An 11,280-nucleotide genomic window follows, 5' to 3' on the forward strand; every position below is an offset into this window, starting at 1 on the left:
CGCGTGCTGTGCGTCGACGTGCCCGCAGCCCGCCAGCCGCTGGAGGCGCTGGCCCGCGAGATCGGCGGTTCGCTGCTGGCGGCGGACCTGACCGCGCCTGGTGCCCTCGATGAACTGGTCGATGCGGTACGGCGGCTGCACGGCGTGGACGTGCTCGTGCACAACGCCGGGATCACGCGCGACCGGACACTGGCGCGCATGTCGCCTGCGGAGTGGGACGCGGTGATGGCGGTGAATCTCGCCGCGATCCTCGCCATCGATGCGCGGCTGGACGATGCCGGCCTGTTCAACGCCGGCGCGCGCGAGATCTGCCTGTCGTCGATCAGCGGCATCGCGGGCAACGCCGGCCAGACCAACTACAGCGCCACGAAGGCCGCGCTGATCGGCTACGTGGGTGCGCGGGCTGCGACGCTCGACCAGTGCGGCGGCACGATCAACGCCGTCGCGCCGGGTTTCATCGAGACCGCCATGACGCGCCGCATGCCGCTGATGGTGCGCGAGGCCGGCCGACGCCTGAACTCGCTCAAGCAGGGCGGCACGCCGGCGGACGTGGCGGAGGCGATCGCCTTCCTGGCGTCGCCGGGCGCGCACCCGCTCACGGGTCAGGTCTTGCGGGTCTGCGGGCAGTCGCTGCTGGGCGCCTGAAGAGGCAGCACCCGGACTCGACAGTCCTCATGCGCCGAGCGCCTCGCGCGCATGCGCACTAGGGGGCCAGCGGCCACGAGTGCGGCGGCGCGAGCAGAGACCCCATGTCGATCTGGCTGCCGCGGTTCAGCCAACTCGACATCTCCGCCGCCGTGACGTGGAATCCGAGACCCTCACCGCCGTCGAAATGGAAGAGCGCCACCGCGGGCGTCGAGCCCGGGGCGAACTGGTCCAGGATGCGTACGCTGTGGTCGCGCCCGCCCGCCGTCCAGGCAAGGATCAGATCGCTCCCGTCCTGGCGGATGTCCATCTCCGACGTGTTGCTGTGCGAGGCGAAGCGCAGGACATCCCTGTCGCCCGGAAACGCGTTGGTCTCGGCGATGACATCGTGGCCGTTCATCCGCCCGACCACGTAGACGTCCGTGCCGGATCCGCCTTCCATCCAGTCGCGACCCGCGCCGGATACCAGCAGATCGTTCCCTTCGCCGCCGTACAGCTGGTTGGTGGTGCCACTGTCATGCGGAGTCCGCCTTCGCTCGTCCACCTTCCTCTGGAGGTCGTCAAAGACCGGAAGGGTCGACGCGTCGAGCAGGTAGATCCGTCCCGTCAGGCGTGTCGCAACATCGTCCGCAGGCGGGTGCCGCGTCCCGCGGACGCTTGCCTCCGGGAGGTTCGCGATGTCCGCATAAAGGCGGTCGTCTCCATCGCCGCCATCGAGCCAGTCGCTGCCGCCGCCTCCGGCGAGCACGTCATCGCCGCGGCCGCCGTGCAACTGGTCGTCGCCGCCCTGCCCGAACAGGCGATCGGCGCCGTCGCCGCCTCGAAGTTCGTCGGCGCCGCCGCGCCAGTTCGCTGAAGCCGGATCGTCGCCGTGCAGCTCATCGTCTCCGGGGCCGCCCTCAAGCTGGTCGTCGCCGCCGTTCCCGAACAGCCGGTCGTTGCCCGCCCCGCCGTCGATCGTGTCGTTGCCGTGCTGGTCGACGGTGCCGAACAGAGAGTCAGACAGGTTGTCTCCGCTCAGGATGTCATTGCCGTCGCCGCCGTACAGGCGGTCGCCCCCGCCTTCGCCGTAGACCACGTCGTCGCCATCGCCGCCATGAACCACGTCATTGCCGGCGCCGGACATCAGCCAGTCGTCGCCTGCGTCGCCGAGAAACACCTTGTCGTAGAAACCGCCGATGGTCCTGTGGTCCGTGCCGCGGATCACGTGCAGCGTCAAGCCGTCCTGCCCGTGCACCTCGGTCGCGACCTGCGGGGCGGTGTCGAGCGGCCTGCGGTCACCCAGGATGAGGTCGTGACCCAGGCCTCCCGCCGCCGTCTCGACCACCGAGATATCGTTGACGAACAGGATGTCGTCACGCCGGCTTCCTTGCAGCTGGGGCCGGTGCGCCGACTCGTCGGCGTCCCGATCGGCCCAGTCATCGGCCCGGTCATCGGCCCGGTCATCGGCCCAGTGATACGGCCACTTCCTCTTCGCTGTCATACCTCTCCACGGGACATGCGCAACGGTTGCCGCGCGAAGCGGTGTTGGTGTCCGGGGGAGAAGCCGGGGTTCCAGATGAAACCCCGGCGGGTCGTCAGATGTAGCCCAGCAGCAGCAGGACGATGAGGATCAGGACGACCAGGCCCAGGCCGCCGCTGGGGCCGTAACCCCAACTGCGGCTGTGGGGCCAGGACGGCAAGGCGCCGACGAGCAGCAGGATGAGGATGACGAGCAGGATGGTGCTGATCATGAGGGTCTCCGGAATGTTGTTACGTGGGTCGGGCCCGTCGCGCGGCGCAAGGCCTGACGCGGGCGGCATGGCCTCCCTACGGCAACCCCTGTGCCCGGTCTACGAACGTGGGGACATGCCCGTCGAACGCGTCGATCTCGTCGAGGGCGCCGGGCCCACGGCTTGCTCAAGGCGGGCGGGAACTTCCCCCTACCCGCTTCGAGACCTCATGCCCACGCGCCGCCCGGTTCCTTCAGAACGTCTTGTCCTTCAGCAACTCCGCCGCTTCGGGCTGCGCGTCTGGCGCCCCGGTCAGAAGGACGTCGTCGACCGCGTGCTGCGCGGGCTGAACACGCTCGCGGTGATGCCGACCGGCGCCGGGAAGTCGCTCTGCTACCAGTTGCCAGCAGCGCTGCTACCGGGCCGCACCATCGTTGTCTCGCCGCTGATCGCGCTGATGAAGGACCAGTGCGAGCGCCTGAGCGCGCTCGGCATCCGCTGCGCGCAGGTGCACAGCGGACTCGACGCGGCATCGCTCGCGGCGCAGGAAGCCGCCGCGCTCGACGGCAGCGCCCGGGTGGTCCTGCTGACGCCGGAGAGACTGGACGACGCCGAGTGGGTCGAGCGACTGGCGGAGCGTCCCACCGACCTGCTGGTGGTCGACGAGGCGCATTGCATCTCCGAATGGGGCCACGACTTCCGGCCGGCTTTCCTGCGCATCGGCCAGGCGCGTGAGCGGCTGGGCCGGCCGGCCGTGCTCGCGCTCACGGCGACGGCGTCCGCGGAGGTCGTCGAAGACGTCGCGCGCCAGCTCGACATCCCCGCCGCGGGCTGCCTGATCGCCGGCACCTACCGTCCCAACCTGCACTACCGCGTCGAGCCGCTGGCGGACGACGAGGACAAGCTGCGTCGCCTGATCGCGCTGGTCGTCGGCGATGGCGCCGGCGATGGCGCGGATGCCGACGCCGACACGGGCACCGATCTGCCGTCGACGATCGTCTACACCGCCACCGTGAAGGCCGCGGAGGCGGTGAACGACGCGCTGGCCGGCGCCGGTGTCGCATCGGCGCTGTACCACGGCCGGCTGCGGGCCGCACAACGCCACGAGGCGCAGGACCGCTTCATGCGCGGCGAAGCACGCGTGATGGTCGCGACGAACGCGTTCGGCCTGGGCATCGACAAGCCGGACATCCGGCGCGTCATCCACTATCAGCTGCCGGCGGGGCTCGACGTCTACTACCAGGAGTCGGGACGCGCGGGCCGCGACGGCGAGCGCGCGGACTGCACGCTGCTGTTCGTCGCGGGGGACCGGGCGGTGCAGCAGTTCTTCCTGAACGGCCGGTATCCGGCGCCGGCGGATGCCCAGGCCGTGACGGAGATCCTGCGCACCGCGGCGCCGGACGAGGCCGGCTGGACGCTCGATGCGCTGCGGGAGCGGCTCGGACGGCCGCGCAACAAGCTGGAGGTGTTGACGGGGCTGCTCGTCCGCGAAGGCTGGTTGACGGAAGACGGCGATGCGTTCGCGCTGGCCGATCCCGCGCCGGGCGACGTGGCGTCGCTGATGGCGGCGTTGGCCCGGTACGAAGCGAAGGCGGGACAGGACCGGCGCCGGATCGAACAGATGGTGTTCTACGCGCAGAGCGGCCTGTGCCGCTGGCGCGTGATGCTGGAGGCCTTCGACGAAGCGGCGGGTTTCGACCGTTGCCACGGCTGTGACAACTGCGAGCGCTTCGATGCGCACGAGCGCGAGGCCTCGTCGCGCGCCGACGAGGCAACACCTGACACCCCAGCAGAGGTGGCCGAGGTGGCGGTCGTGTTCCAACCCGGCGATGTGGTCCGGGTCAAGCGCTACGGCGGCGGCGTGGTGGTCGAGGCCAGCGCGGACAGCGTGACGGTCGCCTTCGGCCAGGAGAAACGCAGCTTCCTGCCGCAGTACGTGAAGCGCGCGAAGCCGCCGGCGGCCAAGGCGGCCTGAGCCCCTCTTTCTCCCCCATTGGTATGCCCTCTTCATTGCCCCACTCGGGGCGATGCGCGGCGTCGCGCCTTCATGGAGCATGACGTCGTCGCGCAGGGATTTTTTGAGGCACGTCAACGGAACGCCGGATTCCTGTCGCGACACCCGCCGGCTGGCTTGCTTCGTGGCTGCATAGGCAGCAGCATTCCAGTCCATCGATTTCACTTCGGACGCTCGTTCCATGACTCTGCCAATCACTTCCACCACCTACCAGCTCCACGTCCCAGAAGAGATCTGCCAGTTGATCGACCGCGCGGCTGCGATCGCCAGCAAGTCCCGGGCAGACTTCATGCTGGACGCATTGATGGACGCCGCCGACGACGACACCGTGAACCGGACGCGATTGCGAATGAGCGAAGAGCAGTTCAAGGCCTTTGAGGAGATCTTGGACCGTCCTCTGACCGAGAACGCGGCCTACCAGCGCATGATGGCGAGGAAGGCGCCATGGGAGCGTTGACCGACCATGAAGTTCGGCCGCCTCACTTGCTGACGCAGTCTCACGTTCTCAGCGGGTTCTGCTGCGGACAGGGGGACCTCGATGCGTGGCTGGCGCAGCATGCCTTGCCGAATCAGCGGAGCGGCGCCTCCAGGACTTATGTCGTCACCACGTCGAGCGATGTCGTGGTCGGGTACTACTCGCTTGCGCCAAGTGCACTTGAGATCCATCTGGCCATCGGTCCGATTCGCCGGAAGGCACCTTCCGTCGTGCCCATGTTCCTGCTGGGACGCCTGGCCGTCGATATGACCTGGCAGGGAAATGGCATCGCTTCATCCATGGTCCGGGACGCGCAGCAGCGAGCGCAGGCCGCCGCACACATCGTCGGCGGCAAGGGGTTGATGTGCGACGCCATTGATCCGCGAGTGAAGGCCTTCTATGCCCGTCATGGATTTTCGCCGTCTCCCGCCGAACCTCTGCTGCTGATGCTTCCATTGAGGCGCGTGCCGGCACCCTCGATCGATGGAGACAGACCCCGCCGTGGGTCTGCGGATCACCGAGGCTCCCCCACCATCCTCATGATCACCCCCGCCGTCCGCTGCAGCAGCGGTGTCGCCCGCTTGCTGGTCGGCGTGACCAGGCACAGGGTGCTCTGGATGTCGGCCTTCGCGAACGGCGTCGTGACCAGACGCTCGGGCTTCTCGTAGATCTGCAGCGCGTCTTCGCCCAGCGCCGCATGGCCGATGCCGGCCGCGACGCAGTCCAGGATCGCCGGGACGCTCGCCACTTCCCAGCGCACGTCGAGCTGCACGCCCGCCATCGCGGCGGCCTGCTCCATCAACGCGCGGAAGATGTGCCCCCGCTGCGGCATCACCAACGGATACCGCGACAGCTGCGACAAGGTCGGCGGCCGCGCGGGCGCCTGGTCCTTGGGACTGACCAGGCACAGCCGCTCGCGTCGCAGCGGCAGGATCTCCAGCGCCGGCACCGGCTCAGGGTTGTAGACCAGCGCCAGGTCCGTGCGGCCGGTCAGCAGCCATTCGGTCAGGTGGACCGAGAACCCCTCCATGATCGTCAGCCGCGCCTGCGGCATTTCCGCCTGGAAGGCCCGGATCAGCGCCAGCGTGTGCAGCCGCGCCAGCGTCGGCGGCATCGCGATCGTGATCTGCCCCACCGGCTCGCTGCGTCGCGCGCGCAGATCGTCCTTGGCATGGCTGACCAGGTTCAGGATGTCCTGCCCGTGCTGCAGCAGGCGACGCCCGGCTTCGGTCAGTTCCACGCCGCGGCCGTTGCGCAGCAGCAGCGTCTCGTGCAGTTCCGTCTCCAGCGCCCGCACCTGCCGGCTCAGCGCCGGCTGCGCCACCCCCAGCACCATCGCGGCCTTGCTGAAGCTGCCGTGTTCGGCCACATGGACGAAAGTCTCCAGTTGAGTCAGGTTCATGCCGCGCATGCTCTCATGAACCGGCATGGCCCCGCATCCGTGTCATGCCGGATCTGAATAGCAGCTAGTGGAACCCAGAACTGGTTTGCCTGGGCCGGCGGGACCAGAATCCGCCCCACTCGACCGCTTCCGGACCACCCCGTGATCGCACCCCTCGCCGGCCTCTCCTCGATGGCTACCCGCGCCTTGCTGGCCGAACTGTCCGCCGCGTTCACCGCCGCGCACGGCCTGGAGTTGCGCATCGAGTCCATCGGCGGCGTGGATGCCGCCCGGCGGGTCGAAGCGGGCGAGGCGCTGGACCTCGTCGTCCTGGCCGCGGACGCGATGGAGCGGCTGCTGGGCGCCGGTCATCTGCGCCCCGGTTCGCTGCGTCCGATCGCCGACTCACCGATGTTCATCGCGTCCCCGGAAGGTCATGCCCGCCCCGCCGTCGACACCGCCGACGCGCTGCGTCAGGCCCTGCTCGGCGCGCGCGCCATCGGGTACTCCACCGGCCCCAGCGGTCAGGCGCTGCTGAAGCTGCTCGAGGACTGGGGCCTGCGCAACGCCCTGGCCGACCGGCTGCGCCAGTCGCCCGCCGGCGTGCCCGTGGCGAAGATGGTCGCGCAGGGCGATGTCGACCTCGGCTTCCAGCAACTGAGCGAGCTGCTGGGCCACGGCGGCCTGACGATCCTCGGCCCGATGCCCCCGGGACGGGAGATCGTCACCCGCTTCACCGCCGCCGTCGCCGCGACCAGCGCCGAACCCGCCACCGCGCAGCGTGTCGCCGACGACTTCGCGTCCTTCCGCCACGACGCGCTGCGTCGTCGGCTGGGCCTCGCCACGCCGGCCGCTTGAACGTCAGGCATGCGCCCGCGACCTCCGCTTCCCGCCCTTGATCCCCCGATTCCCCTGATCCCCCAGAAGAAGGAACCCGCCATGTATGAACTCGGCGTCGTCTACCGCAACATCGCCCGCGCCGACCGCATCGCCGCCGATGCGCTCCGCCATTTCGGCGCCGCGACCGTCCATGAGGCACTGGGCCGCGTCGGCCTGCTCAAGCCCTACATGCGGCCGATCCAGTCGGGCGTCGCGGTCTCCGGCACCGCGGTCACCGTGCTGCTGCAGCCCGGCGACAACTGGATGATGCACGTCGCCGCCGAGCAGATCCGCGAGGGCGACATCGTCGTCGCCGGCGTCACCGCCGAATGCGGCGACGGCTACTTCGGCGACCTGCTCGCGACCTCGTTCAAGGCGCGCGGCGCCCGCGCGCTGATCATCGACGGCGGCGTGCGCGACGTCCGTACGCTCAACGAGATGGGCTTCCCGGTCTGGAGCAAGTGCATCTCCGCCAAGGGCACGATCAAGGCGACGCCGGGTTCGGTGAACATCCCGGTGGTCTGCGCCGGCGCGCTGGTCCATCCCGGGGACGTGATCGTCGCCGACGATGACGGCATCGTCTGCGTGCCGGCGGCGCTGGCGCAGAAGACGCTGGACGCCGCCGCCGCCCGCGAGGCCAACGAGGGCGCCAAGCGCGAGCAGTTCGCCGCCGGCGTGCTCGGCCTGGACATGTACAAGATGAGAGAGCCGCTGGCCAAGGCCGGGTTGCGCTACATCGACTGATCACCATTCCGCACTACCCGACCTACCCGCAGTTCCGAACAGCAGTTCCCATCCACCCGAGCGCCCCGCCTTGCAGAGGGCGCCGATGACAAGAGATCGACGGAGACAACGACGATGACTGCCTTCACCTTCACGCCGGATTCCAGCACCGGACTTCCGTACTGCCACCGCCGCTGGCCCTCACCCCTGCCCTCTCCCGCAAGCGGAAGAGGGAGCAAGACCGGGCGCACCGGGCAAGTCCTGACCCTCGCGGCGGTTCTCCTGGCTGCGATGCTGCCGCGGCTGGCCGCCGCCCAGGCCAGCGCCCCGGCCGCGGACTGGCCGACCAAGCCCGTGCGCATCATCACGCCCTTCCCGGCCGGTGCGGGTCCGGAGACGGTCGCTCGCGTGGTGGCGGAGAAGCTGTCCAAGAAGTGGGGCAAGCCGGTGATCGTCGAGAACAAGCCCGGCGCCAACGGCTTCATCGCGATCGACGCCTTCAAGCGCGGCGCGACCGACGGCCACGACCTGATCCAGCTGGACAACGTCCACCTCGTCGTCTACCCGCACCTGTTCAAGAAGCTGCCCTACGACCCGGTCAAGGACTTCGATCCGATCGCGCCGCTGTTCAAGACCTACTTCTTCGTCGGCGTGCCGGCCAACAGCAAGTACAAGACGGTCGGCGACATCGTGGCCGACGCCAAGGCCCATCCCAACGCGCTGAACTACGGCTCCTGGTCCATCGGCAATCCGGTGCACCTGGGCGCGGCGCAGCTCGAGGCGATGACGAAGACGCAGATGACGCACGTGGTCTACAAGGAGACCACGATGCTCTACACCGCCGTGGCCAACGGCGAATTGAACTTCGCGCTCGGCTCGATGGCCACGGCCGGCCCGCTGCAGCGCGCCGGCAAGATCCGCTTCATCGCGGTGACCGGTCCGAAACGTCACCCGGCCTTCCCGGACCTGCCCACCGTCAGCGAGTCCGGCGGACCCGCCGGCTACGAGGTCACCGGCTGGACCACGATCGCGGCGCCGCGCGGCCTGCCCAAGGCGGTGCAGGAGAAGATCCAGCGCGACATCGAGGCCGCCCTGGCCGAGCCCGACATCCGCGAGCGCTACGCCACCTTCGGCTACGACGTGTTCCCGACGACCAAGGAGCAGTACCAGGCCTTCATCGCCAGCGAATCCGCCAAGTACGCCGACCTGATCAAGCGGCTCAACATCTCGCTGGACTGACCATGAGCGCCGAAGCTCCTCCATCGCTGCGCGTCGGGCTGGTCGGCTACGGCGAGGTCGGCCGCATCCTGGCCGAGGACCTGCGCGCCGCCGGCGTGGCGGTCAGCGCCTACGACCTGAAGCTGGAGTCGCCGTCCAGCGACGCCGACACGATGCGCGAGCACGCGGTCGAGTTCGGCGTCGAGCTGGGCGCCTCCTCGACGATGGTGGCGACGCCGGCCGACCTTGTGATCAGCGCGGTCACGGCCAGCCAGACGCTGGACGCCGCGCGCGCCGCCGCGGCCGGACTGAGGCCGGGCACCTTCGTGCTCGACTTCAACTCGGCCTCGCCCAAGGTCAAGCGCGCCGCCGCCGATGCGGTGCATGCGGCCGGCGGCCGCTATGTCGAAGGCGCCGTCATGACCAGCGTCCCGCCCTACCGCATCCGCGTGCCGCTGCTGCTCGGTGGCCCGCACGCGCCGGCGGCCGAGCCGCTGCTGCGGCAGCTGGGCTTCGCGCCCACGATCGGCAGTGCGGAGATCGGCGTCGTCAGCGCGACCAAGATGTGCCGCAGCGTGATGATCAAGGGGCTGGAGGCCACGGTCATCGAGAGCCTCACCTCGGCGCGCCATTACGGCGTCGAGGACGCGGTGCTCGCGTCGCTGAAGGAGACCTTCCCCGGCATCGACTGGGAGAAGCAGGCCGCCTACTTCTTCCAGCGCGTGATCCAGCACGGGCGCCGCCGCAGCGAGGAGGTGCGCGAGGTCGCCGAGACCGTGCGCGACGCGGGCCTCACGCCGTGGAGCGCCGAAGGCACGGCCGAACGCCAGGCCTGGATGGCCGACCTGGCCGAGGACGGCGTCTTCGGCCGGCGCGGCGAGGCGGACTTCGGCCGCAGCCAGGACTGGCGCACCGAGGCCGACCGGCTGCTGGCGCAGCTCGCCAAACCAAAGCTCTGACTCAAGCTCTGATTTCGAAGAAGGATCCGCGATGACGCTCCCGACCTCCGGCGGTTTCGACAAGACCCCGGGCTGGCTCGACTGGTACCAGGACCCGTCGACGCCGCGCTTCACGCTGCCCGACGGCGCCGTCGACGCGCACTGCCATGTCTTCGGCCCCGGCGCCGAGTTCCCCTACGCGCCCGAGCGCAAGTACACGCCCTGCGACGCGGGCAAGACGCAGCTCTTCGCGCTGCGCGACCGGCTCGGCTTCAGCCGCAACGTGATCGTGCAGGCCACCTGCCACGGCGACGACAACCGCGCGATGGTCGACGCCTGCCGCGCCTCCGGCGGCCGTGCGCGCGGCGTCGCGACGGTGCGCCGCGGCATCACCGACGAGCAGCTGCAGGACCTGCACAACGCCGGCGTGCGCGGCGTGCGCTTCAACTTCGTCAAGCGCCTGGTCGACTTCACGCCGCGCGACGAGCTGATGGAGATCGCGCAGCGCGTGAAGGCGCTGGGCTGGCACGTCGTCATCTACTTCGAGGCGCCCGACCTGCCCGAGCTCTGGGACTTCTTCAGCGCGCTGCCGACGACCGTCGTGGTCGACCACATGGGCCGGCCCGACGTCACCAAGCCGGTGGACGGTCCGGAATTCGCGCTGTTCCTGCGCTTCCTGCGCGAGCACCCCTTCGTCTGGAGCAAGGTCACCTGCCCGGAACGCCTGTCCGTCGGCGGGCCGCCGGCACTCGACGGCGAACCCGAGCCCTACCGCGACGTGATCCCCTTCGCGCGGCGCGTCGTCGAGGAATTCCCCGACCGCGTGCTCTGGGGCACGGACTGGCCCCACCCCAACCTGAAGGACCACATGCCCGACGACGGCCTGCTGGTCGACGTGATCCCGCGCATCGCCCCCACCGCCGAACTGCGCCAGCGGCTGCTGGTGGACAACCCGATGCGGCTCTACTGGCCCGAGGCCATCCGCTGATGGAGACCGCCATGCCGATCGACAAGCCCTACCAGGACATCCCCGGCACCACCATCTTCGACGCCGACCAGGCGCGCAAGGGCTACTGGCTCAACCAGTTCTGCATGTCGCTCATGAAGGCCGAGAACCGCGCGCGCTTCAAGGCCGACGAGCGGACCTATCTCGACGAATGGGCGATGACCGCGGCGCAGAAGGAAGCGGTGCTGGCGCGCGACCTCAACCAGTGCATCCGGCTGGGCGGCAACATCTACTTCCTGGCCAAGATCGGCGCGACCGACGGTCGCAGCTACCAGCAGATGGCCGCCGG

At 69.6% G+C, this 11,280-nt stretch carries 12 protein-coding genes and 1 pseudogene; 10 read left to right on the forward strand and 3 right to left on the reverse strand.

Translation table 11 applies throughout. The features are described 5' to 3' along the window. Nucleotides 1-645 (forward strand): SDR family oxidoreductase (locus VF536_RS20645; RefSeq protein ID WP_331616751.1); only part of this gene is annotated, 645 nt, incomplete at its 5' end. A 58-nt stretch (nucleotides 646-703) separates the two neighbouring features. Here the strand turns inward: VF536_RS20645 and VF536_RS20650 are convergent. Both VF536_RS20650 and VF536_RS20655 read right to left on the reverse strand, forming a co-directional pair. Beyond that, nucleotides 704-2,128: a calcium-binding protein gene (locus tag VF536_RS20650; protein ID WP_331616752.1), complete on the reverse strand. Its 1,425-nt coding sequence runs from the start codon at nucleotides 2,126-2,128 to the stop codon at nucleotides 704-706. A 94-nt stretch (nucleotides 2,129-2,222) separates the two neighbouring features. Continuing rightward, entirely contained in the window at nucleotides 2,223-2,378 is a 156-nt protein-coding gene (locus VF536_RS20655; RefSeq protein ID WP_067272324.1) for a DUF3309 family protein, read from the reverse strand. Between the two features lie 208 nt (nucleotides 2,379-2,586). Here VF536_RS20655 and VF536_RS20660 point away from each other — a divergent pair, with 208 nt between their 5' ends. The 3 genes and pseudogenes from VF536_RS20660 to VF536_RS27745 form a co-directional block, all read left to right on the forward strand. Further along, on the forward strand, nucleotides 2,587-4,332 hold the full coding sequence (locus VF536_RS20660) for a RecQ family ATP-dependent DNA helicase (RefSeq protein ID WP_331616753.1): 1,746 nt from the start codon (nucleotides 2,587-2,589) through the stop codon (nucleotides 4,330-4,332). 220 nt (nucleotides 4,333-4,552) lie between these two features. Further along, nucleotides 4,553-4,828, forward strand: a complete 276-nt coding sequence (locus VF536_RS20665; protein WP_331616754.1) for a DUF1778 domain-containing protein — start codon at nucleotides 4,553-4,555, stop codon at nucleotides 4,826-4,828. After that, nucleotides 4,816-5,253 (forward strand): annotated as a pseudogene (locus VF536_RS27745) (GNAT family N-acetyltransferase); the annotation flags it as partial. The gene VF536_RS20665 and the pseudogene VF536_RS27745, both read left to right, overlap by 13 nt. A 107-nt stretch (nucleotides 5,254-5,360) precedes the next feature. Here the strand turns inward: VF536_RS27745 and VF536_RS20670 are convergent. Next, nucleotides 5,361-6,248, reverse strand: coding sequence for a LysR family transcriptional regulator (locus tag VF536_RS20670; protein ID WP_331616755.1), 888 nt, complete (start codon nucleotides 6,246-6,248; stop codon nucleotides 5,361-5,363). Between the two features lie 141 nt (nucleotides 6,249-6,389). On the opposite strand from VF536_RS20670, the gene VF536_RS20675 reads away from it, so the two are divergent. From VF536_RS20675 to ligA, 6 genes are all read left to right on the forward strand, one after another. Continuing rightward, on the forward strand, nucleotides 6,390-7,085 hold the full coding sequence (locus tag VF536_RS20675) for a substrate-binding domain-containing protein (protein ID WP_331616756.1): 696 nt from the start codon (nucleotides 6,390-6,392) through the stop codon (nucleotides 7,083-7,085). 81 nt (nucleotides 7,086-7,166) lie between these two features. After that, on the forward strand, nucleotides 7,167-7,850 hold the full coding sequence (gene ligK / locus VF536_RS20680; RefSeq protein ID WP_331616757.1) for a 4-carboxy-4-hydroxy-2-oxoadipate aldolase/oxaloacetate decarboxylase: 684 nt from the start codon (nucleotides 7,167-7,169) through the stop codon (nucleotides 7,848-7,850). A gap of 270 nt (nucleotides 7,851-8,120) precedes the next feature. Beyond that, nucleotides 8,121-9,068 carry a tripartite tricarboxylate transporter substrate binding protein gene (locus VF536_RS20685; RefSeq protein ID WP_331616761.1) on the forward strand — a complete coding sequence of 316 codons (948 nt, stop codon included), beginning with the start codon at nucleotides 8,121-8,123 and terminating at the stop codon, nucleotides 9,066-9,068. A gap of 2 nt (nucleotides 9,069-9,070) precedes the next feature. Further along, entirely contained in the window at nucleotides 9,071-10,006 is a 936-nt protein-coding gene (locus tag VF536_RS20690; RefSeq protein ID WP_331616758.1) for an NAD(P)-dependent oxidoreductase, read from the forward strand. 31 nt (nucleotides 10,007-10,037) lie between these two features. Further along, nucleotides 10,038-10,973 (forward strand): amidohydrolase family protein, encoded by a 936-nt coding sequence (locus VF536_RS20695; protein WP_331616759.1) that lies wholly within the window; start codon nucleotides 10,038-10,040, stop codon nucleotides 10,971-10,973. A gap of 11 nt (nucleotides 10,974-10,984) precedes the next feature. Next, nucleotides 10,985-11,280 (forward strand): protocatechuate 4,5-dioxygenase subunit alpha (ligA, locus tag VF536_RS20700; RefSeq protein WP_331616760.1); only part of this gene is annotated, 296 nt, incomplete at its 3' end.

The organism is Roseateles sp. (genome assembly GCF_036486225.1).
GTDB lineage: Bacteria > Pseudomonadota > Gammaproteobacteria > Burkholderiales > Burkholderiaceae_C > Roseateles.

What these genes read in the sequence shown, in the direction of transcription:
- VF536_RS20690 (WP_331616758.1), top strand. Translation starts at nt 9,071, where the DNA reads ATGAGCGCCGAAGCTCCTCCATCGCTGCGCGTCGGGCTGGTCGGCTAC.
- VF536_RS20665 (WP_331616754.1), top strand. Translation starts at nt 4,553, where the DNA reads ATGACTCTGCCAATCACTTCCACCACCTACCAGCTCCACGTCCCAGAA.
- VF536_RS20650 (WP_331616752.1), bottom strand. Translation starts at nt 2,128, where the DNA reads ATGACAGCGAAGAGGAAGTGGCCGTATCACTGGGCCGATGACCGGGCC.
- VF536_RS20685 (WP_331616761.1), top strand. Translation starts at nt 8,121, where the DNA reads ATGCTGCCGCGGCTGGCCGCCGCCCAGGCCAGCGCCCCGGCCGCGGAC.
- ligK (WP_331616757.1), top strand. Translation starts at nt 7,167, where the DNA reads ATGTATGAACTCGGCGTCGTCTACCGCAACATCGCCCGCGCCGACCGC.
- VF536_RS20695 (WP_331616759.1), top strand. Translation starts at nt 10,038, where the DNA reads ATGACGCTCCCGACCTCCGGCGGTTTCGACAAGACCCCGGGCTGGCTC.
- VF536_RS20660 (WP_331616753.1), top strand. Translation starts at nt 2,587, where the DNA reads ATGCCCACGCGCCGCCCGGTTCCTTCAGAACGTCTTGTCCTTCAGCAA.
- VF536_RS20670 (WP_331616755.1), bottom strand. Translation starts at nt 6,248, where the DNA reads ATGAACCTGACTCAACTGGAGACTTTCGTCCATGTGGCCGAACACGGC.
- VF536_RS20655 (WP_067272324.1), bottom strand. Translation starts at nt 2,378, where the DNA reads ATGATCAGCACCATCCTGCTCGTCATCCTCATCCTGCTGCTCGTCGGC.